Here is a 25,089-nt window from a genome sequence, read left to right on the forward strand (position 1 = left end):
TCACACCCACGTCCGGGGGCGGGCCCGGTTGGCCCGTTCCACCCACTCGATCCTTTTCTCGGCGCGGTCGGTCAACCGCGCCAACACCCGGTAGGAGTGTTCCAGGGCGAGCCGCAGTTCCCGTTCCGCGGCGGGATGTCCCAGCACGGTCAGCGTGGCGGGCTTCCCGGTGGCCCCGGCCAGCACCCACTCCAGGGCGGTCTCCAGTACTTCGGCGGCGAGTTCCGCGCGCCGCCGGGCGTCCAGCGCGAGGGCCGTCAGCTGGACGGAGCTGTCGGCGAGCTCGGCGGCCAGCGGCTCGGTGGCGGCCCGGCCGCGCAGCCGGGCCCGGACGGCGCCGATCCGGGCCGCGGTGTGGTGCGTGGAGCTCTCCGGCACCGACTCCAGCGCGGCGACCGCGCCGGGCCGGTCGCCGGCCCGCAGCCGGACCCGGGCCAGGCCGAACGCGGCGCCGACGAACGACCGGTCGGTGCCGCAGACCAGTCCGTAGAGGGCGGCGGCCTCCTCGGTGTCGTCGAGCAGTTCGGCGCAGACGGCGAGCGCCAGCTTGGGCGCGGCCTCGCCCGGGAAGGCGTCGTACACGGCGTCGAAGGACTCGGCGGCGGCCTCGGCCCGGCCCGCGGCGAGCGCGGCCAGCCCCCGGTACCACACCACCCGCCAGTCGCCGGGGTGTTCGGCCTCCAGGGCGGCCAGCGCCTGGCAAGCGGTGTCGTCCTCGGCGAGTTCCAGGTAGGCGCGCACCACCCGCAGCCGCAGCTCCGCGGAGTCGGCGCCGGCCGCGCGCAGCGCGGTGAGGGCCTCGGCGGGGTCGGTGGCGGGCAGCGCGGACAGGAAGCCGGCGTTCGGGTCGGACGGGTCGACCAGCGGCGCGGGCAGGGCCAGCGCGGCGGCCCGCGGGCCGGGCGGCTGCTCGCCGAAGTCCGGGTCCACCACCCGCAGTTCCGGGCCGAACAGGGTGGAGACGGCGGGCCGGGGCCGGCCGTCCTGGAGGCTGAGCACCTCGCGCAGCACGCCGGTGAGCTGCCCGGCCATCTCCTCGGCGGAGGCGAACCGGCGGCCCGGGTCAGGGGCGGTGGCGCGCAGCAGGAAACGGTGGAAGGACTCGTAGCGGGCGAACACCTCGACCTCGTCCGGGCCCGGCAGCTCGTGCCGCCGACGGCCCGTCCAGCCGTGGAAGTCGCAGGTCAGCACGGCCAGCGTGCGGCCCACCGTGTACAGGTCGGAGGCGGGGGAGGGGCCGTCGGTGGCGATCTCCGGCGCCTGGTAGCCGACGGTGCCGTAGATCGGTCCGTCGTCGTCGTGCCGGCGGACCGCGCCCAGGTCGATCAGCTTGAGGGTGTCGTCCGACTGGATCACGTTGTCCAGCTTGAAGTCGCAGTACACCAGCCCGCGGGCGTGCAGGTAGCCGAGCGCGGGCAGCGCCTCCAGTGCGTAGGCGACGGCCTGTTCGACCGGCATCGGCTCCCGGCGCCCGTCGGGGGTGCGGCGCCGGCCGGCGATGTCCTTGAGCGACTTGCCGCCGACGTACTCCATCACGATGTAGCCGTCGGCGGCGGCCGTGCGGGCGTCGGGGTGCTCGACGAAGTTGATGATCCGGACGATGTTCGGATGATCGACCTCGGCCAGGAAGCGGCGTTCCGCGATCGCCACCGCCAGCGCGTCCTCGTCGCCGGTGTCCAGCAGGCCCTTGAGCACCACCCAGCGGTCGTTGACCCGGCGGTCCACCGCCAGGTAGATCCAGCCCAGCCCGCCGTGCGCCAGACAGCCCATCACCTCGTACTGGCCGCCGACCAGATCGCCGCGCACCAGCTTCGGGGTGAACGAGTACGGGGTGCCGCACTTGGTGCAGAAACCCTCCGGGCGGCCCGGGACACCGTTCTTCTCCCGGCCCACCGGGTGGTCGCAGCGCGAGCAGAACCGCTTGCCCTCGGGCACCTGCGGGTCCGTCAGCACGGCCTTCGACGGGTCGGCGGTCGGCACCGGCGGCACCGTGACCAGGCCCGCGCCCAGGTTGCCGCGGCGGCCGCTGCCGGTGCTGCCCCGGGAGCTGCGCACCGAGACCGACCGGCCGGAGGCGGTGCGGGCGGAGCGGAGCGAACGGGAGCGGCCCGAGGAGGTCCGGGCCGGGCCGGACCAGGCCGAGGTGGACACGCCCGAGCCGGTGGTGAGGGTGCCGCTGGTGGCGGCGGGTTCGGCGGCCAGGCCGCAGTCGTCGCAGTAGCCGTCGGCGTCGATGGTGCCCGCGCAGTCGGGGCGGCCGCACGGCTCGCCGGTGGCGGGGGCCTTGCGCGGGGCGGGCGTGGAGACGGAGGTGGACGCCTCGCGCTGGGCGGGGACGGTGGCGGTGGTGGGGGCGAGGCCGCACTCGGTGCAGTAGCCGTCGCCGTCGATCCGGCCGTCGCAGCCCGGGCGGCCGCACGGCCGGTCCGGGGCGGCGGACTTGGCGGCGGTGGCGGTGGTGGGGGCGAGGCCGCACTCGGTGCAGTAGCCGTCGCCGTCGATCTCGCCGTCGCAGCCCGGACGGGCGCACGCCTCAGCCATCGGTCTCCTCCCCCTCGGAACTGTCCTCGCTCGGCGGTGCGGGCTCGGCCTGTGGTGCGGGCTCGGCATGCGGTGCAGGTTCGCTCGGCGGTGCGGGCTCGGCCTGCGGCGCGGGCTCGCTCGGTGGTGCGGCTTCGAGCTGCGGCGCGGGCCGGCGTTCCGGGTCGCGCAGCGCCTGCTGGAAGCGGGCGACCGCCTCGGCGCCGGCCCGCAGGTCGCAGGGGGCGCTCCAGAGCAGCCAGCGGGCCTTCTCGAAGCGTTCGACCACCTCGGGGTCCTCGGCCAGGCCGAGCCGGGCGGCCATCGCCTTGTACGCCTCCAGCCGGCCGCGCAGTTCGGCCCGGACGGCGAGCGGCTGGGCGACCTCGGTGAGGGCCTGCCGGGCCCGGCCGAGCTCCTTGGCGGCGGCGTCCTCCAGGGCGTCCAGCAGCGGGCCGAGCCGGTGCCACTGGCCGGTCTGCTGGAAGGCCACCGCCTGGGTGATCGCCTCGCGCAGCGCGGACGCCGGGCCGGGTACGGCGGGCACCTCGGTGGCGGCGATCTTCGCCAGGACCTCGCCGCGGGCCCGCCGCGCCTCGGCGAGCGTCAGGTCGGCGCGCTGGAGCAGGTCGGCGACCTGCTGCAGGCGTTCGTGGGACTCGTCGCGCAGCCGCAGCAGCGCTTCCAGCTCGACCCGGACGTCGTCCAGGGCCCGGCCCATCCGGTCGAAGCCGCTGGTGTCCACGGCACCGGTGGGGGAGGCCCAGGCGGCGTCCTCGGCGGCCCGGCCGCGCTGCGCGGGCACCCGGCTGGGCCGCCACAGGGCCAGCGGGTCGGCCACCACCTCGGCCCGCAGGGCCGTCAACTGCCCGGCCAGCTGTGCGAGGTCGTCGGCCAGCGGGTGCCCGCCGGGGCGGACGCCGACGGAGAGCGCGAGCATCTGCACCCGGCCGAGTTCGGCGAGCAGCAGGTCGATCCGGGCGGGCAGCGCCGTCCACACCGCGTCGACGGCGCTGACCACCTCGACCACCACGGCGTACCAGGCGTTCATCCGCTCCAGCAGCTCGGCCAGCGTGACCCGCTCCACCAGCCGGGCGGGCGCGCCGAGTTGGCCGGCCGCCTCCGGGAGACGGCCGCCGGAGACGGTGACCGCGCGGCCGGTGAGCAGTTCGCCGAGTTCGGCGAGTTCGGCGGTGGTGGGCCGGGTGCGGCGCGAGCGCACCGCGCGGGCCGAGGCCAGCGCCTCCGCGTACCGGTCGAACAGCGCCCACAGCAGGGCCATGCCGCCCTCGGCGACCGCCCAGCGTTCCTGGGTGCGCCCGGTCAGTTCGGCGCCGGTCAGCAGCCGCAGCCCGGGGTGGTCCTGGAGCGCCAGCAGCGCCGCCTCGACCGCGTCGCGCTCGGCGCCCAGTCGGGCCAGCGCGCGGTCCACCTGCTCACGGTTCAGTACTGGGCGGATCCCTCCGGCCATCGCGGTTCCTCCTCTCGGGCACGCTCGTGGTGACGGGGCGTCGGTCCGTCGGCGGCAAGTCTCCCCGACGTCCGGCGCGGGGCGGACGCCGGTCCCCCGGCTGCTCACGGCAGGTACGGGTCCGGGGCCCCCATGGTGTCGCGCAGCCAGTGGTCGTAGGACGCCCGCCAGCCGCCCTCGGCCCGCCAGTCGGCCAGCACCTGGTTGACCCAGGCGATCAGGTCGGTGTCGTTCTGGTTCATCGCCACCCCCATCCAGGCGGGCAGGATCGGCTCGCCGACCATCTCCACCTGCGGGTCCTGGGCGACCTGCGCGGCGGCCAGCTCACTGTCCGTCAAGGTGGCGTCCACCTCGCCGAGTTGCATCCGCACCAGGCAGTCCAGCTGGCTCTCCAGGGCGAGCACCGAGACGGTGCCGTGCGGGTCGCGCTTCAGTTCCGCCTCCGAGGAGGAGGTCTGCGCGACGCACGCCCGCTTGCCCTTCAGCGCGTCGGCCAGCGTCTTCGCGTGCGCGGACTTCGGCACCACCACCCGCTGGGCGACCCGGAAGTACGGTGCGGAGAAAGCGATGTCCTTCTTGCGCTCGCAGGTGATGGTCATGGTGCGGGTGATCAGGTCGACCTCGCCGTTCTTCACCGCCTCGACCCGGCGGGCGGTGGGCACGGTCTTCAGGGTGACCTTGTCCGGGTCGCCGAGCAGGGACTTGGCGATGGCGTGCGCCAGGTCGAGGTCGAAGCCCTCGATCCGGCCGGTCTGCGGGTTGCGGAAGCCCCAGTGGTAGCTGTTCTGGTCGACGCCGACCACCAGGGTGCCGCGCTCGCGGATCTTGGCGATCTTCGCGCCGACGGCCTGGCGGGGCGGCAGCGAGTCCGTCGGGTCGCAGCTGTCGGCGGCCGCCGCGGGGGCTGCCGGTGCCCGGGGTGCGGCCTGCGGGGCGGTGCCGCCCGCGCCGTCGGCGCTGCCGGTGCCGAGCACCACGGCCGCGAGCACCGCCGCCGCCACCAGGAAACGTGACCTTGCCGTGCGCATCCCTCGTCCCCCCTCCTACCGGTACTCGGCCAGTCGGCGGCCGATGCCGCGCAGTGCGGCGGCCGCGCCCAGGACGGACAGCACTCCGGCGGCCACCGCCTGCCCCGCCAGCACCCCGTCCACGCCGCCCGCCTCCCGGGCGAACGCGTCCTGCTCGATCTGCGCGGCGGCCGCCCACTTCCCGTCGGCGGCCCGGAACGCGGCGTCCGCGGTGTCGGTGCCGCCCGCGGTCAACGTCCGTTGCAGCGCGGCCTCGTAGTCGCCGGCCGAGTTCTTCGCGGCGGCGTCCTTGTGCCGGTCCTGCCACTGCTGGTACGCGCTCTCGGCGTCGGTCAGCGGACCGGCCGTCGCAGGGGCTGCGCCGGCCTTCAGCCTGGTGACCGAACCGGGGGTGCGCGGGTCCTCGTCGAGTGTGGCGACCAGGTCGTTCCACTGCTTGGTGTACTTGTCGCTGGCGCCGCGGGCCACCAGATCGAGGTTCTCCGCGGTGTGCGCCTGCAGGGCCGCGATCCGCACCTGGTCCAGCTCCCGCAGCGGCCGGGTGCCGTACATCCGGCTGCCCTCCAGATCACCGCCCGCCGTCATGGTGCCCACCAGCAGCCACCCCAGCGCCGCCAGCACCGCCAGCGAACCGCCGAGCAGCCCGAGGTTGAACACCCGGTTGGTGCGCCGGAACAGCAGCACCTGGTAGCGGGCCAGCGCGGCCAGCGCCAGCACACCGAGCGCGAGCGCCGTCCACGGGACGGCTCCGGCCTCGCGGTAGTCGGCGTCCAGCCGGGCCGACTCGGCTTCCGCCAGGCGCTGCGCCTGCGGCAGCACGGTGCCCTGCATCAGGTCGGAGGCGTACCGCAGATAGGCCCCGCCGAGCGGCAGGCCCTGCCGGTCCACCGCCCGGGCGGTCTCCACCAGGCCCGCGTAGCGCGGCAGTTGCCGGTTGAGTTCGGCCAGCGCCTGCTGCGACTCGGCCGAGCCGCCGCTGCGGCCCGCGGCCTCGGCGAGCAGCCGGGCGGCGGTCGCCAGGTCGTCCTGGTAGCGGGCGCGGACCTCGGCGGGCTCGCTGCCGGCCAGCAGGAACCCGGCGGCGGCGGTCGCGTCGGCGTCCGCGAGCCTGCGGTGGATCTCGGCGACGTCCTGGCTGAGCGGGCCGCTGGCCGACACCACCTGGCCGGCCGCCCGGGACCGGTGCGCGGACTGCCACACCGCCACCGCGCCGAACAGCAGCACCAGTGCGGCCAGCACCGCGCCCGCCGTGCGCAGCCGCCCCGGCGGGGTGGCCGCCGCTCGGCGCAGCCGGGCCACCGGGGCCGCGAGTGTGCCCGTCCGCTCCTGTGCCACTGCCGGTGCTGTCACCGTCCGACCTCCCCGTCCGACGTCCCCCGTCATCCCGCAGTATGGCGGTCCGCGCCGTCCACCACACCTGACTTGAGCGGGAGTTGATCTCTTTGTGCCCGTCCGGCCGCGGTGCGGTCCGCCCGCTGCGACGCCCGGCCGGGTTCGAACGGTTCCGGGCCCTCGTAAGCTTTTGGTCATGCGCCTGATCGGAACCGTCACCCCCGACCGCCCGCTGCTCGTCCTCGCGCTGCCCGAGGAGGCCGCGTACCTGGACGCCACGCTGCCGGTGCTGCTGACCGGCATGGGGAAGGTCAACGCGGCGGCCGCGCTGGCCACCGTGCTGGCGAGCGGACCGAAGCCCTCCGCCGTGGTCAACCTGGGCACCGCCGGGGCGCTGCGGCCCGGCCTGGCCGGCACCCACGAGATCGGCCGGGTGCTCCAGCACGACCTGGACACCCCGCTGCTGGAGCAGCTCACCGGCCGCCCGATGGACGGTTCGATCGACCTCGGCCCCGCCGAGTGGGTGCTCGCCACCGGCGACCGGTTCGTCTCCTCCGACGCCGAGCGCGACCAACTCGCCCGCGCCGCCGACCTGGTGGACATGGAGGGCTACGCGATCGCCACCGTCGCCCACCGCGCCCAGGTGCCCGTCCGGCTGGTCAAGCACGTCAGCGACGAGGCCGGGGACGGCGCGGAGCTCAGCTGGCAGGCGTCCGTGGACGGCTGCGCCCGGCTGCTCGCCGAGTGGGTGGCCGCGCACCTGCGGTGAGCCGGTGACGTGTCGGGGCGCCCGCCCGAAGGTTCGGACGGGCGCCCCGGCGTTGGCTCAGACCTGGTACGGGTTCGGGGCCGACTGTCCCGGCTGTCCAGGCTGTCCCGGCTGCGGGTAGGCCTGGCCCTGCGGCGGGTACGGCTGGCCCTGCGGCTGTCCCGGCTGCGGGTAGGCCTGGGCCTGGGCCTGCGGGGGGTACGGCTGGCCCTGCGGGGGGACGGCCGACGCCTGCGGCGGGTACGGCTGGCCCTGCGGCGGGACGGCCGGGCCGCCGCCGAACATGCCGTTGACGAAGGTGTCCAGCTCGGCGCGCCAGTAGCGGGCGATGTTCAGACGGGTCGGATTCGGCTCGCCCGGGAACTGGAACTTCAGCGAGCTCCACAGGGTGGCGCGGTTCACGTCGGTGACCGAGGCGCGGGCCTGGTCCAGCGGGATGACGTGCACGAGCTCCTGCGGACGGTTGCTCATCCGGGAGGCGCGGTGCACCGTGACGACCCGGTGGGTCAGGGTCACGAAGTAGTACTTGATGAACAGCTGGCCGATCAGGCCGAGCTGGCTCATCAGCCACGGGCTCGGGCCCGAGATGGTGTGGAAGGTCACCACCGGGCGGTCGTTCGGCTCGATCGCGGCGATCGCCGCGGCGACCTGCTCCTGCATGGTGGACTTGCGGATCGCCATCTGGCGTCGGCTCCCGGTCTCCCCGCGCACCCCCGTCGGACACGCTGTGAGTGCGCGACGCTAGCGGCCCCGCACGGTGCCGTTCAACGGACAGAACGGGGCAACTTGCGCACCTCGCCGAGATTTTCCCCAATTGAGATACGTACCGGAACTTGTCACCCCGGTGACGTACCGTCACCTGCGCGGAGCGGCACGGGACGCCCCCGGAACGGTCACTCCCCGGCCACCACGTCCGCGATCGCGCAGGCGATGTTGTCCGGCCCGCCCGCCCGGTTGGCCAGCGTGACCAGCTGCTGCGCCGCCTGCTCCGGCACCGCGACGGTGCTCAGCACGGTGTGCAGGGCGTCGTCGGTGACCCAGCGGGACAGGCCGTCCGAGCACAGCAGGTAGCGGTCGCCCGCGCGGGCGGTGTGCAGGGACACGTCCGGCCGGTTGTCGCCCGATCCCGTCAACGCGCGGACCAGCAGGGTGCGTTGTGGGTGCGAGGCGGCCTCCTCCAGGGTCAGCCGGCCGTCGTCGACCATCGACTGCACCAGGGTGTGGTCGTGGGTGATCTGGAACAGCTCGCCGCCGCGCAACAGGTACCCGCGCGAGTCGCCGATGTGCACCAGGGCGAGCTGCGGGGCTGACCACAGCATCGCCGTCAGGGTGGTTCCGGTGTCCGGGAGCTGCGAGGCCTCCCCGACCCGGTCGTCGATCCGGGAGACCGCCTCCTCCAGGAAGTTCAGCAACTCCCCGGTGGGCAGCTCCAGTTCCTTCAGCGCCTCGATCGCGGCGGCGCTGGCCGAGCCGCCGCCGCCCTGCGGCCCCATGCCGTCGGCGACCGCGACCAGCCCGGCGCCGGCGTAGGCGGCGTCGTCGTTGCGTTCGCGGACCAGGCCCACGTCCGTCCGGGCCGCGTACCGGATCCGCAGGGCGCCCGTCGCGCTGCCCGTCGTCGTGCCGTCCGTCATCGTGCTGTCCGTCATCGTGCCGGCCTTCCCGGAGAGGTGGTCGACGAGGAGGGCCGCGAGCTCCCGGCGGGCCTCGGTCTCGGCCCGCACCGACTCCCAGTACCGGGCGACCTCCTCGGCCGCCCGGGCGGGTTCCAGGCCGAGCACCAGCCGGATCCGGGCCAGCGGCATTCCGAGCCGCCGCAGCCACAGCACCAGCCGGGCCCGCTCCAACTGGCCCGGCGCGTAACGCCGGTAGCCCGTCGCCGGGTCCACCTCGGCGGGCCGCAGCAGCCCGAGTTCGTCGTACAGGCGCAGTGCCTTGGGCGACAGCCGGGCCGCCCGGGCGAACGCCCCGATGGTGAGCAGCTCCATCCCCGCCTCCTCGTACCGGACCGGTGTCCGGCAGCACTGATGCTGGACCTTCCCCGAAGGTGAAGGTCAAGGCCCGTGAAGACCCGCACCGGGCCCGGGAGGCAGGACGCCGCCGGGCGAACCGCTCCCGGCGGCGGTTGCGCGGCGACGGGCCGTCAGGCCGCCACGGGCTGGACGGTGGGGTAGGCGTCGCGCAGCCGGCGATGGGCGGCCGGGTCGGCGCCGAGGTGGTCAAGGCCGAGCAGGGCCGCGCCGAGGACGGGCGGGGCGACCACGATGCGCGGTTCGGCGAGCGGGGCGGCGGCGGCCAGGCGGGCCGTCAGGTTGTCGATCAGCAGCGGGTGCCGGGAGGCGAGGACGCCGCCCCCGAGGACCACCGGGACGGGCCGGTCGAGCAGGTCGAGGCGGGTGAGCGCGATGGTGGCGAGCCGGGCGATCTCGTCGGCCTGCCGGTCCACCAGCCGCAGCGCGATCGCGTCGCCCGCCTCGGCGGCCGCGAACAGCACCTGGGAGACCTCGTGCAGCCGGGCCCGGTCGAACTGTCCCAGGTGCAGGGCCTCGGCGAAGGCGTTGGCCCCGGCCAGGCCGAAGTGGGCGCCGATCATGGGGGAGAGCAGGGTGGGCTCGCCGCGGCCGTCCTCGGCCCGGGCGGCATGCCACATCGCGGCGTCGGCGAGTCCGCCGCCGCCGCCCCAGTCGCCGGTGAGCCGGCCGAGCGCGGGCCAGCGGGCGGTGCGCCCGTCGGGCCGCAGGCCGACGCAGTTGATGCCGGCGCCGCACACCACGGCCACCCCGAGCGGCCCGTCGGTGCCGGCCCGCAGCAGGCCGAAGGTGTCGTTGGCGACGTGCACGGACGGCGCCCAGCCGTGCGCGGTGATCGCCTCGTGCAGCCGCTGCTCCTCGATCGGCAGGTCGGCGTTGGCCAGGCAGGCGCTGACGTGGCTGGTCAGCGGCCGCCCGCCGGGCCGCAGAAGGACGCCGGCCTGCCGGGCGACGTCCTCGACCAGCGGGGCGAGCGCGGCGATCGCGGCCTCGAAGCCGGTGTTCTGCGGCTGGAAGCCGCCGCCGCGGGCGGTGCCGAGGACCCGCCCGTCGGCGCCGACCAGGGCGAGGTCGGTCTTGCTGTTGCCGGCGTCCACCGCGAGGACGCCGGGCAGGTGTGCGACGTGGCTCATCGGCCGGTCCCCCCGTGGTGGTGCGTGCTGGTGCTGATCGTTCTCATGCCGGTGGTCACGCCCAGCTCAGGTGGTCGCGGTTGTGCGCGAGCAGCCGGTCGGTGAGCTGGTCGGCGAGCTCCAGCTGGCCGATCAGCGGGTGGGCGAGCAGTGCGTCGAAGACCCGGTCGCGGCCGCCGTGCAGCGCGGCGTCCAGCGCCAGGTGCTCGTACGCGGTGACGTGTGCGATCAGGCCGGCGTACAGCGGCTCGACGGGGCGCTGCGGCAGCGGGCGCACCCCGGTGGCGTCCACCTCGGCGGGTACCTCGATCACCGCGTCGTCGGGCAGGAACGGCAGCACCCCGTCGTTGCGGGTGTTGACCACCTGCACGGTGGTGCGGCCGTCGGTGCCGAGGAGCGAGGCGATCAGCTGGACGGCGGCCTCCGAGTAGAACGCGCCGCCGCGCTTGCCGAGCAGTTCGGGCTTGGTGTCGAGCGCCGGGTCGGCGTACATCTCCAGCAGCTGCCGCTCGATGGCGGCGACCTCGGCGGCCCGCGAGCCCTTGACCTTGAGCTCCTCCACCACCAGGTCGTGCTGGTAGAAGTAGCGCAGGTAGTAGGAGGGGACGACGCCGAGGCGCTCGATCACCGGCCGCGGCAGGTGCAGGTCGGCGGCGATGGCCGCGCCGTGTTCGGCGAGCAGCTGCGGCAGCACCTCGCGTCCGGTGGTGGCGTCCGGGGCGTCGAGCAGGGTGACGCCGCGCTCCCAGGTGAGGTGGTTCAGGCCGACATGGTCGAGGCGGATCAGTTCCGGGGCGACACCGAGCCGGGCGGCGAACTTGCGCTGGAAACCGATCGCCACGTTGCACAGGCCGACGGCCCTGTGTCCGGCGGTCTGCAAGGCGCGGGTGACGATGCCGACGGGGTTGGTGAAGTCGACGATCCAGGCGTCCGGGTTGGTGCGGCGGACCTGCTCGGCGATGTCCAGCACCACCGGGACGGTGCGCAGCGCCTTGGCGAGGCCGCCCGCGCCGGTGGTCTCCTGGCCGACGCAGCCGCACTCCAGCGGCCAAGTCTCGTCCTGGTTGCGCGCCGCCTGCCCGCCGACCCGCAGCTGGAGCAGCACCGCGTCGGCGCCCTGCACGCCGGCGGTGACGTCGGTGGCGGTGGTGACGACGGCGTCGTGGCCCTGCTTGGCGAATATCCGGCGGGCGAGCCCGGCGATCAGCTCCAGGCGGTCCACGGCCGGGTCGATCAGCACGAGTTCGCCGATCGGCAAAGTGTCGCGCAGCCGTGCGAACCCGTCGATCAGCTCCGGTGTGTAGGTGGAACCGCCGCCGACGATTGCCAACTTCAGTGCGGACATCAGCCCTTGACCCCTGTCAGTGTGACGCCTTCGACGAAGGCGCGCTGCGCGAAGAAGAACAGAACGATCACCGGTGCCAGCACCAGCAGCGTCGCCGCCATGGTGAGGTTCCAGTTGGTGTGGTGGGCGCCCTTGAAGGACTCCAGGCCGTAACTCAGCGTCCAGGCACCGGGGTTCTCGCTGGCGTAGATCTGCGGGCCGAAGTAGTCGTTCCAGCAGTAGAAGAACTGGAACAGCGCGACGGCGGCCACGGCGGGCTTCGCCATCGGCAGCACCACCCGCAGCAGGGTGCGCAGTTCGCCGCAGCCGTCGATCCGGGCGGCCTCCAGGTACTCGCGCGGAATCGTCAGCAGGAACTGGCGCAGCAGGAAGATGGAGAACGCGTCGCCGAAGGCCATCGGGACGATCAGCGGCCACAGCGACCCGCTCAGGTGCAGCTGCTTGGCCCAGAACAGGTACATCGGAACGACCGTGACCTGCGGCGGCAGCATCATCATCGACACCACCGCCATCAGGGCCAGGTTGCGGCCCCGGAAGCGGAACTTGGCGAGCGCGTACGCCACCGGCAGGCTGGAGGCGACGGTCAGCGCGGTGCCGGCCGCCGCGTACAGCAGGGTGTTGCGCCACCAGGTGAGGAAGCCGGGGGTGTGCCAGACCTTGGAGAAGTTCGACCACTGCCAGCGGGTGGGCCACAGGTCGGAGGTGAGCGCCTGATGGTCCGTCATCACCGAGGTGAGGAAGACGAACACGAACGGCAGCAGGAAGAACAGCGCGGCGGCGATCGCCAGCGCGTGCACGGCCACCCAGTGCAGAGCGGCCCGGCGGCGGGCCGTGCGGGCGGCGGCGGTGGAGGCCGGGGCGGCGGCCTCGCGCGGCAGGGCGGGGGCGAGGGTCATGGGCTCAGTCCTCCGCGAGGAAGCCGGACCTGCGGCGCAGCAGGAGTGAGGTGAACGCCATCGAGAGGGCGAACAGGATGACGGCGACGACGCTGGCCGCGCCGTAGTCGAACTGCTGGAAGCCGAGGTTGTAGACCATCTGCGGCAGCGTCCAGGTGGAGCCGGACGGATACCCGGGCTCGAACTGCTGCCCGGAGCCGCCGATCACGCCGGAGGCGACCTTCCCGGCGACGATCGCCTGCGTGTAGTACTGCATGGTCTGGATCACCCCGGTGACCACCGCGAACATCACGATCGGCGAGATGTTCGGCAGCGTGACGTACCGGAACCGCTGGAGGGCACTCGCGCCGTCGAGTTCGGCCGCCTCGTACTGCTCCTTGGGGACGTCCAGCAGCGCCGCCATGAAGATCACCATCAGGTCGCCGATGCCCCACATGGCCAGCAGGGTCAGCGCCGGCTTCGACCAGGACGGGTCGTTGAACCAGCCCGGCTGCGGCAGGCCCAGCTCGCCCAGCAGATGGTTGACCGGGCCGGTGCCCGGGTTCAGCAGGAACGCGAACGCCATGGTGGCGGCCACCGGCGGCGCCAGGTACGGCAGGTAGAAGGCGGTGCGGAAGAACCCGGCGCCGGACTTCAGCTTGGTGACCAGCATTCCGATGCCGAGCCCGAACACCACCCGCAGGCCGACCATCACGGCGACCAGCCACAGGGTGTTGCCCAGGCCCTTCCAGAACGACGGGTACTTGGTGAAGACGTAGTCCCAGTTCCGCAGGCCGGAGAAGCTCGGCGGGGCGAACCCGTCGTAGTGCATGAACGAGAAGTAGACCGTCGAGACCAGCGGGTACAGGAAGAAGACCCCGAACCCGATCAGCCACGGGGACAGGAACGCCAGCGTCCTGGCCCGCTCCCGCCGGCGCTTGGCCCGCAGCGCCGGCGGGACGGGCGAACTCACGACTGCCATGGCCCGCCCGTCACCTCTTCGCCTGGTCGACCGCGTCGTCGATCTCCTTGGCGGTGGCCGTGAGGCCGGCCTTCAGGTCGGTCAGCTTGCCGGACTCGACCTCGAAGCTGAGGTTCTGCAAGGAGATCTGGTAGGCGCCGCCGTTGATGCTGGCCGGGGTGGTCGAGGAGTTCGGGTTGCGGGCGATGTCCAGGAAGGTCTTGACGTTCGGGTCGGTGTCCAGCTTCGGCGAATCCAGCGCGGCCAGGGTGCTCGGCACGTTGTGGATCGCGTTGGCGAAGGACACCACCGCGTCGGTGTCGGTGGTCAGGTACTTGACGAACTCCCAGGCCGCGGTGCGCTTCTTGGAGCCGTTGGCGACGCCGATGATGGTGCCGGTCTGGTAGCCGCGCCCGTAGGTGGCGGCCAGCTCGTCCGGCACCGGGAACGGCGCGGTCGCCCACTCGAAGGACGGCTTGTCCTCGGCCAGCGCGGCGGCCCGCCACTCGCCGTCCAGGCTCATCGCGACCTGCCCGGTGCCGAACGGATTCTTCGCGCTGAACTCGTCGCCGAAGCCCGTCCGGTACTTCTCCAGCTTCTCGAACCCGCCGAGCCGGTCGACGAGTTGCTTCTGCCAGGTCATCGCGGCCGCCACGGTCGGGTCGGTCGCCACGTTCGACCTGCCGTCCGGGCCGAAGTAGCTCGAACCGTACTGGCCGAGGTAGTGCGCGATCGGCGTCTCGTAGCCGTGGTAGTTCGGCATGAAGCCGAGCTGCCGGTACGAGTCGCCGCTGGGGATCGTCAACCGGGCGGCGTCCTCGGCGAACTCGCTGAACGTCTTCGGCGGGCCGCTGATCCCGGCCTGCGCGAACGCGGTCTTGTTCCAGTACAGGCCGTACGCGTCGCCGAGCAGCGGCAGCGTGCACTGATTGCCCTGGTACTGGCTGTACTTGAGCATCGCCGACGGGAAGGTCTTCGCCGGGTCGATGCCGTCCTTCTGCAGCAGCGGCCCGAGGTCCGCGAACACGTGCGCGGAACAGAACTTGCCGACGTTGTCGGTGCTGAACGAGGACACCACGTCCGGCGCGTCCGGGCCGCCGGCCCGCAGCGCCTGCTCGCTCTTGTCGTCGGCGATGTCCCCCCGCACCTTGACGTGGATGTTCGGGTGCAGCTTCTCGAAGGCGGCGACGTTGTCGTTGATCGCCTTCACCTCGTTGTCCTGGTTCCAGCCGTGCCAGAAATTGATCGTCACGTCCTGCCCGGACGCCGAACCGTCCTCCGCGCCACCGGAGTCGGTGCCGGTGCAGGCGGAGGCCAGGACGGCCGTGCAGAGCGCGGCGGCGAGCGCGGCCAGCGGGCGGCGGGCGCGCGGGGAGCTTCGGGTGGTGTCCACGGAAATGCACTCCTGATGAGGGGCCGGGCGGCAGACCGGGGAGGCCCGGCGCCCGTGTGGGGAAGGGGAGAGCGGACGTGCCTGTGCTGTTCGGTGCTTAGCTGTTCGGACCTGCGGGCCGTTCGAACCTGCGTGCTGCGCGTTTCAGCGGGTGCTGAACAGGGCGTCCCGGGTGGTCGCCAGCGCGCGCTGCAGCGCACCGGCCAGGACGGGAGACCCGGGGAGGGCGGACAGCCGCACCTCCGGCCGGGGGATCGACATCCGGCCCAGCGCCTGCTGGACCAGCGCCCGCAGGCGCTCACCGCCGGCGGTCGGCGTCCCCCCGGAGAGCACCACCAGCTCCGGATCGACCACCGAGGCGATCACCGCCAGCCCGACCGCCAGGCGCTCGGCCAGCTCCGCCAGGAACGCATCGCCCTCGGGGGCGTCCAGGGCCGCGGCCACCACCTGCGCCGCTTCCGTGCCGCGCAGTCCGTGCGCCCGGGCCAGCGCCAGCACCGCCGACTCGCCGGCCAGGTCCTGGTACCCGCCGGAGTGCTTGCGCCGGGCGTTCAACGACACCGGCGCGCCCGGCACCGGCATGTAGCCGACCTCGCCCGCGCCGCCGGTGAACCCGCGGTGCAGCCGGCCCGCGAGCACGATCGCCGCGCCGATGCCCTCCTCGGCCCACAGCAGCACGAAGTCCTCGCACCCGGCCGCCGCGCCCACGGACTGCTCCGCCACCGCGGCCAGGTTCACGTCGTTCTCGATCGACACCGGCGCGCCGATCGCCGCCGCCAACTCCTCCAGCAGGCGCGGCGAATGCCAGCCCGGCAGGTGCGAGGCGTACCGCAGCTTGCCGGTCACCGGGTCCGGCGCGCCGCCGATCCCTATCACCACCTCGCGCAGCGACCCCGGTGCGAGCTGCGCGCGGCGCACCGTCTCGGCGACCGCCTCCGCGACCCGCTCCACCGTCGCCGCCGCCGGCCAGCCCTTGCAGGACACCTGGTGCTCCGCGAGCGTCACGCCGGTGATGTCGGCCACCGCGACCCGCACCGTCGTGCTGGTCACGTCCAGCCCCGCGACGTGCCCCGCCGCCGGATTCACCTGGTACAGCTGCGCGTTGGGCCCCGGCCCGCCCGCGGTCGTCCCGACCGGCACCACCAGGCCCGCGGCCTCCAGCCGGGCCAGCAGCTGGGACGCGGTCGGCTTCGACAGTCCGGTCAGACTCCCGATCTGGGTACGGGACAATGGGCCGTTGGCGAGCAGTAGCTCCAGCGCGGCGCGGTCGTTTATCGCCCGGAGCAGGCTGGGCGTGCCGGCCAGCGGGGAACGGGGACTCTTCTGGGTGGTCACGGGCCCGATCATCCTCCATCCGGTGACGCCGTCGCGGCCAACTGTTAGGAAAGTTTCCAATCGCCGGGGCGCGATGTCAACGGTCGGATGCGCGTTCGTTACCGGAGTGTCGGCAGGGACGCGCGGGGCCACCTCGGGGTTTCGAGGTGACGAACAGTCAGTCACCTTGTCAACAAAGCCCGTTACCCCTTTGTGGGGAAAGCGGAGGGCGCTGTTCCGAAGCCCGTCCGGGACACGCTAACCTCCGACACATCGTGTGCCCGCTCCGGGGGAGTGGGCGCCGACAAGAGGAGGGGAGGAACGTGCAACTCAAGAGAAGCGGCTACCGGCGCTCCGCCGCACTGGCGGCGTTACTCGCAGCAGGAATCGCCACCGGCCCCGCAGTCTCCGCACCCGCCGCCACCGCGGACGGCTCGGTGACGGTGCGGGTGATCCGCGCGGTGGACGAGAGCGGGACGTACAGCCCGGCGCTGGAGCCCGGCATGGGCGGGGTGACGGTGACGTTGACCGGCGAGGACGGCGCGGCCAGCGCCGGTGTCACCGCCGCCGACGGCACGGTCACGCTGAAGCCGAGCAAGTCGACCGCGAGCGGCAAGTACCGCGTGGACGTGGTCAATCCGAAGCCCGGCGTGCTGTACCCGGCGTTCGCCTCCCGCGAGGGCCTGGCGGGCGGGCCGGACAAGCTCAGCAGCAACACCGAGTTCGTCGACCTGTCGGCGGGCAAGAAGGCCACCGTCACCACCGGCCTGTGGAACCCGGCCGACTACTGCCAGCAGAACGCCCCACTGGCGACGGCCTGCCAGCCCTCGGTCGCCGAACCGGAGACCAGGCGGACCCTGCTCAGCTTCCCGTACCGGTCCCGGGGCATGAACCAGGACGTCACCGACCTCAGCACCAGCGGTGACACCGGCAACGTCTACGGCATCGCCTGGAACCGCGACGACCGGCGCCTGTTCAGCTCCGCCCACGCCAAGCGCGACGCGCCCTACGGCCCCGGCGGCCCCGGCGCGATCTACGTCACCGACCCGACGACGAAGGCGACTTCGCTGTTCGCCACCGTCCCGGACGCCGGCAGCACCGCCCACACCAACGACGGTGACGTCGCCTACCTGACCGCCACGGGCAAGGAGAGCCTCGGCGGGCTGAAACTCACCGAGGACAACCGCGACCTGTACGTGGTCAACCTCAACAACCGCAAGCTGTACCGCTACGACGCCACGGCGAAGACCGCCTCCGCGCCCAAGGCCGCCTACAGCATCCCCACCCCCGCCGACTGCCCGTCGGCGGACGACTGGCGGCCCTTCGGCCTCGGCATGCAGGACGGCGTCGGCTACGTCGGCGGCGTCTGCTCCGGCCAGTCCACCCAGAAGATCGGCGACGTGCGGGCGATCGTGCTGCCCTTCGACCCGGCCACCGGGAAGTTCGGCGCCGCCGTCCTCAACCAGCCGATGGACTACCGGGGCCCGTCCCCGGCCGTCTGTTCCAACTACTACTGGTACCCGTGGAAGGACGCCCGGCCGACCGACGGCACGTGCTACTACTTCGGGCAGCCCGAGCTCGGCGAGATCGGCTTCGAGACCGACGGCTCCATGCTGCTCTCCTTCCGCGACCGCTACGGCGACCAGGCCAGCGGGACCATGGCCGCCCAGTACGTGTTCGCGATCGCCTCCGGCGACCTCAACAAGGCCTGCAAGAGCGGCGACACGTACGTCATGGACGTCAACCTCGGCTGCGGGAACACCACCCGCGGCAAGGGCTTCTTCGACCTCCGACGCGTCGGCGACGTCCACACCTACGCCACCTACGCGGGCATGGCGCTCTCCAAGGTCGAGAACTCCATCGCCACCTCCGGCTACGACGTGTACAACCACGCCTACAGCGCCGGCACCATGTTCACCCTCCGCAACGGCGCGCAGGACCCGGGCTTCGGCAATGAGCTGTCCAGCGGCTCGAAGTTCGGCAAGGGCGCGGCGATGGCCGACCTCGAAGTGCTCTGCGACCGGGCGCCGCTGCAGATCGGCAACCGGGTCTGGTACGACCCGGAGCGCTCCGGCCTTCAACTGCCGCAGCAGAAGCCGGTTCCCGGCGCGACGGTGAACCTGTACGACGCGGACGGCAAGAAGGTCGGCACCACCAGGACCACCCCGCGCGGCGAGTACTACTTCGACAACACCAACGTGACCGGCGGACTCAAGCCCAACACCGCCTACACCATCCGCCTCGACAACCCGGCCGACTACGCCAAGGGCGGCCCGCTCCACCACTGGGTGCCCACCAAGGCTCAGGTCGGCGACAACCGCGCGATCGACTCCGACGGCACCGTCCCCAAGGGCGGCACCTACGTCGAGCGGAAGCTCACCACGGGCGGCCCGGGCCAGAACGACCACACCTTCGACTTCGGCTTCATGCAGCAGCAGGGCGAACTCCGCCTGGTCAAGCACGACCAGGACGGCAAGCCGCTGCCCGGCGCCGTGTTCCAGCTGTGGCGCGAAACCAATGGCACCGACGGCCTCCAGGCCGACGGCGACAAGGCGGACACCAAGGTCGGCGACCCGTGCACCACCGGCGACGACGGCACCTGCCACACCGTCACCGACAAGGGCACGTACTACTGGCAGGAAGTCACCCCGCCCAAGGGCTACCAGACCCCTGAACAGCCGGTCCTCGGCCGGGTCGTCCTGGACGACGACCACCTCGACGACGGCATCACCACCACAGCCGTCAACCGCCTCATCCCCCCGCCCCCCACCACCCCGGCGCCCACGCCCACCCCGGAGCCGTCGTCACAGCCCTCGGGCGGCCTGGCCTACACGGGCATGAACGACACCGCCCTGACGTACACCCTGACCGGCGGAGCGATCCTGCTCGCCGCCGGCACCGCCGTCCTGCTCGCCGTCCGCAGGCGCCGCGCCTGACACCGCCGACAGCAATGCGGACGGCCGGGGCCCGGGGAGGGTGAACTCCCGGGGCCCCGGCCGTCGGTGCCCGGCCTACGCCTGTGGCGGTATCGGCTTGGCCGCCAGCGAGCGCGCCGAGCTGGGGTCGGCCAGCGCGGACGGCGGCAGGATCTCGGGGGCGACGGCCTGGGCGGGGACGGCGGCGGCCGCCTCCTCCTTGAGCTTGACGCCGGCCAGGTCGAACGCGGCCTTGATGCGCAGCCGCAGTGCGCGGGAGACCTGCGCGGACTTGCCGGGCGTGCAGCGGGCCTCGATCCGCAGTTCCACCGAGTCGACGGCGACCGATTCGATGCCGAGGACCTTGACCCGGCCCCAGATCAGCTCGTCGTAGGGGGATTCCTTGGAGAGCTGCTCGGCGGCCTCGGTGACCAGCAGTTCGATCCGCTCCAGGTCCTCCTTGTAGCCGACCTGGACGTCCACGGTGGCGGTGCCCCAGCCCTGGCTCATGTTGGCGATCCGCTTGACCTCGCCATTGCGGATGTACCAGATCTCGCCGGCGGAGCCGCGCAGCTTGGTGACCCGCAGGCCGACCTCCAGCACGGTGCCGGTGGCGACGCCGGTGTCGATCTCGTCGCCGACGCCGTACTGGTCCTCCATGATCATGAAGACGCCGGAGAGGAAGTCGGTGACCAGGTTGCGGGCGCCGAAACCGATGGCCACACCGGCCACACCGGCGGAGGCCAGCAGCGGGGCGAGGTCCACGCCGAGCACCGACAGGGCCATCAGTGAGGCGGTGCCGAGGATGGTGAAGGACGCCACCGAGCGCAGCACCGAGCCGATCGCCTCGGAACGCTGCTGGCGGCGTTCGGTGTTGACGACGCCGCTGTTGGCCAGCAGCCCGCCGATCACGCCGTGGTCGTTGTCCGCTTCGGCGGGGCGGCCCATCCGGGCGACCAGCTTGTCGATGACCTTGCGGACCACCGCTCGCAGTATCAGCGCGAGCAGCATGATGAAAACGATCCGCAGCCCGTCGATCAGCCAGCCCTGCCAGTTGTCGTCGAGCCAGCTGGCGGCCTGCCGGGTGGAGTCGGTCACGTCGGCGGCGCTGGTGGGCAGGTTGAAGGTCGGCGTGGTGGCTTCGGGGGGAGAGTCTTCGACGAGCATCGCCCCACTCTAGGGCCTGCCGGGAAGGCCCCGGCGACCCCGTTCACCCGCCCGGACGGTCCGTCAGACCGGTTCCGGCCACCGTCCGCGCCGCCCCGGCCACGGTGGGTGCAGGTGGGCCCCGAGCTGGGCATACCGGCTATGGGCGGCGGCGCGGGGTCCACCCGGGTGTGCGGCCCGTCACAGAGAAATGGTGGCGTCGTACGAGGGCGTAAGGCGACACTGAGGGAGATCGCGTCCCGCAGGGGCACGATCGCCCGCTCGACTCGGCGCGAGCCACGCGCCGCAGGCGTCCAAGGAGGCCCCGTGCCGCATGTCCTTGTCCTCAACGCGTCGTACGAGCCACTCGGTGTCGTCTCGATGCGACGCGCACTCATCCTGCTCCTCAATCACAAGGCGATCGCCCTGGAGGACGCGGGAACCACTCTGCACAGCGCCACCAGCGCCGTTCCGGCGCCGTCCGTCGTCAAGCTGACCCGTTTCGTGCGGGTTCCCTACCGAGGCCCCGTGCCGCTCACCCGGCGCGCGCTGTTCGCCCGCGACCACGGGCGGTGCGTGTACTGCGGGGCCGCCGCCACCAGTGTCGACCACGTGATCCCGCGCAGCCGGGGCGGTCAGCACCGGTGGGACAACGTGGTGGCGGCCTGCCGCCGCTGCAACCACACCAAGGCCGACCGGCACCTCGCCGACCTCGGCTGGCGGATGAAGCGCCCCCCGGCCGCGCCCAGCGGCCTGGCCTGGCGGGTCATCGGCACCGGGATCAAGGATCCGCGCTGGCGGCCCTACCTGGAGCCGTACGGCGGCCTCGACCAGTTCCGGGACTTCGAGCACCACGACCATACGGAGCTGCCACCCGCCGTTCCGTCCCCGGTCCGCACCCGTCCCGTCCGCCGCGGCGAGCAGCACGCTCCGCTCTCCGCCTGACCAGACAAGGGCCTGCCCGACACGACATTCGGTACGCCTCATGGGCCGCCGGCGCACCCCGCAGCGGGAGCGTCGGCGGCCCGCCGTGCGGTCAGGGCTCCTGGACCGCGTACAGCTCGACGGCGGACAGCGTGTACCCGTAGCGGCCGGCCCGGCTGACGCCGTGCACCCGCAGGTACTGCGCGTCGGGGGCGTCGAAGCGGACGGTCTCGGTGCCGCCCTGCCCGTTGTCCACCACCGCCACGGTGGTCCACACCACCCCGTCGGGGGAGGTCTCCACCCGGTACCGGGAGGCGTACGCGTCGCCCCAGTGCAGCACCGCGGTGCCGAGGCGGGACGGCTGCGGCAGCCGCAGCTGCACCCAGGCGTCGTCCTTCGCGGGGGCCGTCCAGGAGGTCTTCGGGTTGCCGTCGGCGATCGCCGCCGCCGGGGTCTTGCCGCTGTCATCGCCCGAGGAGGCCGCGCTGGCCGAACGGGCCAGGTCGGGGCCGCCGGTGGGCGGGACCACGTGCACCTGGAGCTCCTGGCGGACGGTCACGCCGCCCGCGGTGAACACCAGCGGCACCCGGTAGGTGCCCGACGGGGTGCCGGCGGCCGCCGACACCTGCACCGGGGCGCCCGCCTTGCCGCCGCGCGGCACCGTCACGGACGGGGCCGGGGCCACCGTCAGGCCCTTGGCGACCGCCGGGACCTCGGCCTTCAGCTCGCCGGTCAGCGCGTCCGGGCGGCCCGACTCCACGGTGGCCCGGGTCTGCGTCGGGGCGGCGGCGCCCGCCACCACGTCCAGGGTCGGCTCGGCCAGGGTCAGCCGGGCCGCCGGGACGTCCGCGTACCAGGGGATCACCTGGTTGACCACCGGGGCCTCGCCGCCGGGCCGCCACACCAGGCGGAAGGCGTCCACCGGGCCGCCGTCGGCGCGCAGCTCGTTGTAGCCGGGGCGGACCTGGCCGAGCTCGGCCCAGGTGCCGTCCGGGTGGCGCACCTGCACGGTCGCCTCGGCGCGCACCGTCGGGTCGGTCAGCACGGTGAGCCGGTCCAGCGGGCGGGCCGCGCCCAGCTCCACGGTCAGCGGGGCGTCGCCCGCCGCGGGCGGGGCCGCCGCCCGGAACGCCGAGTCCGGGTCGCCCGACAGCACCGCGTCCGGCGAGGAACCGGGGACGGCGGGCGGGCCGCTCACCTCGGCGTCCATCACGCCCGGCGCACCGGCGGTGAACTCGCGCACCGCGACCGCGGTCTTCTGCCCGCCGGTGGCGCGCAGCCGCACCGCCTTGGCGAGCGCGCCCGCCGGGGCGTTGGCGATCACCACCCGCTGGTCGTGCACCGTCGCCAGCTGCTGCCAGCCGCCCGAGCCGCTGAAGTACTCCAGCACCCCGTCGTGCAGGTAGTCGTCGGCCGCCGAAGCCGAGTCCGGGTCGTCGCCCCGGCCGCCCATCAGCACCGTCACCGTGCCCAGCGGCTTCGCGGTGCCCAGGTCCAGGCCGAAGCTGTCGCCGACCTGCGGCGGCGCCGAGGACCAGTAGAACGTCGTCGCGGAGCCGTCCGCCATCAGTGCCGGGCCGTGGTCGTGCGCGGTGCCCAGGGTGGTGGTCGGGGCGGCGCCGGTGGTGATGCCCGCCCAGGTGTCGGCGGCCTTCGTGGCCCGGTCCAGGAACGGGTCCAGTACGCCCTTGCCGACCGTCACCGGGTTCTGCTCCAGCACCGCGCGCTGTCGGCCCAGCTCCAGCCGGGCCTGCCAGGCCGCGGTGCCGTCGCCGGCGTGCTGCGCGGCCAGCATGTCCAGCGCGGCCCGGCCCGCCGCGCCGTACGCCGCCAGCCGGGCCAGCCACGGTGCGGCGTCCGCGCCCAGCGGGTCGCCCGCCAGCGTCTTCGGGGCGTCCGCCATCACCGCGAACGCCTCGCGCAGCGGCTGCGCCGCCTCCTTGAGCTTCGCCTGGTCGGCGGGCGCGCCCGAAGCGGGCTCCACCGCCGCCCAGTACCGCTCCATCAGCGGCGCCAGGTACGCCGACTCCGTGCCGCCCAGCACGGAGGACGCGCTGTTGCCGGCCAGCGCCGCCACCGCGGCCTGCTGCGCCGGGCCGGAGGTCAGCAGCCGCAGCGCCGCGGACAGCGAACGCTCCGGCACGTAGCCGCCCGGCTGCCAGCCGAAGTCGGCGGCGGTGGCCAGCGGGATCCGGGACGCCACCGGCTGGCTCATCGCCGAGGTCAGCAGCACCGCCGAGCGCTGCGCCACCTCGGCGTCCCGCCCGCCGTAGCCGCCCAGGAACAGCCGGTCCGGCGCCGAGTCGTTCACCGGGTAGTTGTCCAGCGTCATCAGCGGTCGGTGGAACAGCTCGGCGGTCTCGGTGAGTTGGGCGCCCGTGACCTGCTTGGCGATCACCGCGCCGCCGCTCCACACCACCTGCACCCCGGCGGGAAGCCCCGCCGCCAGCGCCTTCCGGTACGGCGTCGAACCCTGCTTCTGGTACTCCGTCGGCACCACCGACAGCGGCGCCAGCTCCGGGTGCGGCGCCACCAGCCGCTTCTGCACCGCCGCCACCACCGCGGCCTGCGCCTTCGCCGCGGCCGCCGGCCCGGTGCCGAACTTCCGGCGGTCCGTGCCGCAGTGCCACTCGTCGTAGGAGACGTTCGCGAAGTCCAACTGGAAGGCCCGGAAGCCGAGTTGACGCAGCCCGTCGAGCTTGGCGACCAGCGCGTCCAGGTCCTTGCCGGAGGAGAAGCAGAACGACTGCCCCGGGTTCACCGAGTACGCCAGCGTCACGTGATTGTCCCGGGCCCGGCCCGCCAGCTCGGTCAACTCCCGCACCTGCTCGGCCGGGTAGGGCTCGCGCCAGCGCCGCGAACGGTACGGGTCGCCGCCCGGCGCGTACAGGAAGAAGTTCTGCTTGGTGCGGCCCAGGAAGTCCACCGCCGCCAGCCGCTGCCCGGCGCTCCACGGCTCCCCGTAGAACGACTCGGCGGTGCCGCGCACCGCCGCGCCGGTCGGCCAGTCCCGCACCAGCACGCCCGGGAAGCCCTTGTCGCCCGCCGCGCCCTGACCCTGCCCCGGCCCGATCGGCGCCAGCAGCTGCGCCAGGCTCTGCGCCGCGTAGAACGTGCCCTCGCCGTCGATGCCCGTCAGCACCACCGCGCCGTACGCGCCGCCCGCGGTGGGCAGCTGACCCACCGCCAGCAGATGGCCGCCGGGCGGCAGGCCCGCCAGCGCCGGCACCTCGGTGTCCTTCAGCCCCGCCGCCACCGCGAGGGAGCGCAGCGCCCGGTCGGTCGTGCCGCCCGCGCCCTCGTGCGGGCCGCCCACGTACACCACCAGCGACCCCGCCGCCGGCGGTTCGGGTGCCTCCGGGACGGTCATCACCTCGGCGGCGCCGGCCCTGGTCAGCAGCGCGCGCACCGCGTCCACCGCCGGCCCGTCCGCGCCGTCCGCCATCACCACCGTCACCCGCCGGGGCACCGTCACCGGCTTGCCGCCCGGCCGCAACTGCTGCGGGCGCGGGAACACCTGAGGATCGGCCAGCGAACCCAGCGGCAGCGGCGCCTGCGCCGCGCCCGGGACGTCCACCTCCGCGGCCACCGTCCGCCGGTCGCCGGGCTGCGAGGCGAAACTCTGCGCCGGGATCAGCAGCCCGCCGACCACGGCCGCCGCCGACAGCGTCGCCGCCAGCCGCAAGGAGCTGCCGCGCCGGCCCGAGCGGCGCTCGGCGCGCACCGAGGCCAGCAGCGGGTCCGTGCCCTTGATGTCGGCGATGAACCGGTCCGCGGCGCGCGGCGCCAGTTGACGGGCCGTCCGGGCCGCCGTCCGGCGCGCCGTCAGCGCCGCCGGGTGGTACAGCACCTCGCGCAGCGCCGTTCCCTGCTCCAACTGCTGCCGCAGCCGACGCCCGGCCGCCACCGACACCCGCGCCTGCACCGGAGCCT

The 25,089-nt window shown here is 73.7% G+C and carries 17 protein-coding genes; 3 read left to right on the forward strand and 14 right to left on the reverse strand.

The genetic code is table 11. From position 1 onward, the window contains the following. From ACZ6R9_RS22125 to ACZ6R9_RS22140, 4 genes are all read right to left on the reverse strand, one after another. Positions 1-2,541 (reverse strand): serine/threonine-protein kinase, encoded by a 2,541-nt coding sequence (locus ACZ6R9_RS22125; protein WP_465539811.1) that lies wholly within the window; start codon positions 2,539-2,541, stop codon positions 1-3. Then, positions 2,534-3,991, reverse strand: coding sequence for a hypothetical protein (locus ACZ6R9_RS22130; protein ID WP_380485582.1), 1,458 nt, complete (start codon positions 3,989-3,991; stop codon positions 2,534-2,536). Before ACZ6R9_RS22130 ends, ACZ6R9_RS22125 begins: the two co-directional genes overlap by 8 nt. A 104-nt stretch (positions 3,992-4,095) precedes the next feature. After that, positions 4,096-5,019, reverse strand: a complete 924-nt coding sequence (locus ACZ6R9_RS22135) for a glutamate ABC transporter substrate-binding protein (protein ID WP_380485580.1) — start codon at positions 5,017-5,019, stop codon at positions 4,096-4,098. Positions 5,020-5,034: 15 nt separating this feature from the next. Beyond that, complete coding sequence (locus tag ACZ6R9_RS22140) at positions 5,035-6,369, reverse strand: hypothetical protein (protein ID WP_465539813.1); 1,335 nt, start codon at positions 6,367-6,369, stop codon at positions 5,035-5,037. A 178-nt stretch (positions 6,370-6,547) separates the two neighbouring features. Here ACZ6R9_RS22140 and ACZ6R9_RS22145 point away from each other — a divergent pair, with 178 nt between their 5' ends. Further along, positions 6,548-7,120 (forward strand): nucleosidase, encoded by a 573-nt coding sequence (locus ACZ6R9_RS22145; RefSeq protein WP_380485576.1) that lies wholly within the window; start codon positions 6,548-6,550, stop codon positions 7,118-7,120. A gap of 57 nt (positions 7,121-7,177) precedes the next feature. Here ACZ6R9_RS22145 and ACZ6R9_RS22150 read toward each other — a convergent pair whose 3' ends face one another. From ACZ6R9_RS22150 to ACZ6R9_RS22185, 8 genes are all read right to left on the reverse strand, one after another. Continuing rightward, on the reverse strand, positions 7,178-7,801 hold the full coding sequence (locus tag ACZ6R9_RS22150; protein ID WP_380485575.1) for a hypothetical protein: 624 nt from the start codon (positions 7,799-7,801) through the stop codon (positions 7,178-7,180). 212 nt (positions 7,802-8,013) lie between these two features. Next, on the reverse strand, positions 8,014-9,108 hold the full coding sequence (locus ACZ6R9_RS22155; protein ID WP_465539815.1) for a MerR family transcriptional regulator: 1,095 nt from the start codon (positions 9,106-9,108) through the stop codon (positions 8,014-8,016). Between the two features lie 155 nt (positions 9,109-9,263). After that, a complete protein-coding gene (locus ACZ6R9_RS22160; RefSeq protein WP_465539817.1) occupies positions 9,264-10,283 on the reverse strand; it encodes an N-acetylglucosamine kinase in 1,020 nt (339 codons plus the stop codon). A gap of 55 nt (positions 10,284-10,338) precedes the next feature. Further along, a complete protein-coding gene (locus ACZ6R9_RS22165; protein WP_465540066.1) occupies positions 10,339-11,619 on the reverse strand; it encodes a 6-phospho-beta-glucosidase in 1,281 nt (426 codons plus the stop codon). Between the two features lie 8 nt (positions 11,620-11,627). Then, the gene (locus tag ACZ6R9_RS22170; RefSeq protein ID WP_380485570.1) at positions 11,628-12,524 is read right to left on the reverse strand and encodes a carbohydrate ABC transporter permease; all 897 of its coding nucleotides are present in this window, start codon (positions 12,522-12,524) and stop codon (positions 11,628-11,630) included. Between the two features lie 4 nt (positions 12,525-12,528). Beyond that, positions 12,529-13,485, reverse strand: a complete 957-nt coding sequence (locus ACZ6R9_RS22175) for a carbohydrate ABC transporter permease (protein WP_465539819.1) — start codon at positions 13,483-13,485, stop codon at positions 12,529-12,531. Between the two features lie 10 nt (positions 13,486-13,495). Further along, the gene (locus ACZ6R9_RS22180; protein ID WP_465539821.1) at positions 13,496-14,857 is read right to left on the reverse strand and encodes an extracellular solute-binding protein; all 1,362 of its coding nucleotides are present in this window, start codon (positions 14,855-14,857) and stop codon (positions 13,496-13,498) included. A 144-nt stretch (positions 14,858-15,001) separates the two neighbouring features. Then, positions 15,002-16,204 carry an ROK family transcriptional regulator gene (locus ACZ6R9_RS22185; protein ID WP_465539823.1) on the reverse strand — a complete coding sequence of 401 codons (1,203 nt, stop codon included), beginning with the start codon at positions 16,202-16,204 and terminating at the stop codon, positions 15,002-15,004. A gap of 290 nt (positions 16,205-16,494) precedes the next feature. On the opposite strand from ACZ6R9_RS22185, the gene ACZ6R9_RS22190 reads away from it, so the two are divergent. After that, positions 16,495-19,107, forward strand: coding sequence for an SdrD B-like domain-containing protein (locus ACZ6R9_RS22190; RefSeq protein ID WP_465539825.1), 2,613 nt, complete (start codon positions 16,495-16,497; stop codon positions 19,105-19,107). A 75-nt stretch (positions 19,108-19,182) separates the two neighbouring features. On the opposite strand, the gene ACZ6R9_RS22195 is transcribed toward ACZ6R9_RS22190, so the two are convergent. Next, complete coding sequence (locus ACZ6R9_RS22195; RefSeq protein ID WP_465539827.1) at positions 19,183-20,253, reverse strand: mechanosensitive ion channel family protein; 1,071 nt, start codon at positions 20,251-20,253, stop codon at positions 19,183-19,185. Positions 20,254-20,559: 306 nt separating this feature from the next. On the opposite strand from ACZ6R9_RS22195, the gene ACZ6R9_RS22200 reads away from it, so the two are divergent. Further along, entirely contained in the window at positions 20,560-21,177 is a 618-nt protein-coding gene (locus tag ACZ6R9_RS22200) for an HNH endonuclease (RefSeq protein ID WP_380485557.1), read from the forward strand. A 91-nt stretch (positions 21,178-21,268) separates the two neighbouring features. Here the strand turns inward: ACZ6R9_RS22200 and ACZ6R9_RS22205 are convergent, their stop codons facing one another. After that, a complete protein-coding gene (locus ACZ6R9_RS22205) occupies positions 21,269-25,081 on the reverse strand; it encodes a beta-N-acetylglucosaminidase domain-containing protein (RefSeq protein ID WP_465539829.1) in 3,813 nt (1,270 codons plus the stop codon). Between the last annotated feature and the right edge of the window lie 8 nt (positions 25,082-25,089).

It is taken from the genome of Kitasatospora sp. NPDC048662 (assembly GCF_055587065.1).

Bases quoted from the DNA above. Each gene is read 5' to 3' on its own strand.
- ACZ6R9_RS22125 (WP_465539811.1), bottom strand. From the start codon at position 2,541: ATGGCTGAGGCGTGCGCCCGTCCGGGCTGCGACGGCGAGATCGACGGC.
- ACZ6R9_RS22160 (WP_465539817.1), bottom strand. From the start codon at position 10,283: ATGAGCCACGTCGCACACCTGCCCGGCGTCCTCGCGGTGGACGCCGGC.
- ACZ6R9_RS22175 (WP_465539819.1), bottom strand. From the start codon at position 13,485: ATGGCAGTCGTGAGTTCGCCCGTCCCGCCGGCGCTGCGGGCCAAGCGC.
- ACZ6R9_RS22195 (WP_465539827.1), bottom strand. From the start codon at position 20,253: ATGCTCGTCGAAGACTCTCCCCCCGAAGCCACCACGCCGACCTTCAAC.
- ACZ6R9_RS22155 (WP_465539815.1), bottom strand. From the start codon at position 9,108: ATGGAGCTGCTCACCATCGGGGCGTTCGCCCGGGCGGCCCGGCTGTCG.
- ACZ6R9_RS22145 (WP_380485576.1), top strand. From the start codon at position 6,548: ATGCGCCTGATCGGAACCGTCACCCCCGACCGCCCGCTGCTCGTCCTC.
- ACZ6R9_RS22185 (WP_465539823.1), bottom strand. From the start codon at position 16,204: ATGATCGGGCCCGTGACCACCCAGAAGAGTCCCCGTTCCCCGCTGGCC.
- ACZ6R9_RS22135 (WP_380485580.1), bottom strand. From the start codon at position 5,019: ATGCGCACGGCAAGGTCACGTTTCCTGGTGGCGGCGGCGGTGCTCGCG.
- ACZ6R9_RS22150 (WP_380485575.1), bottom strand. From the start codon at position 7,801: ATGGCGATCCGCAAGTCCACCATGCAGGAGCAGGTCGCCGCGGCGATC.
- ACZ6R9_RS22130 (WP_380485582.1), bottom strand. From the start codon at position 3,991: ATGGCCGGAGGGATCCGCCCAGTACTGAACCGTGAGCAGGTGGACCGC.
- ACZ6R9_RS22170 (WP_380485570.1), bottom strand. From the start codon at position 12,524: ATGACCCTCGCCCCCGCCCTGCCGCGCGAGGCCGCCGCCCCGGCCTCC.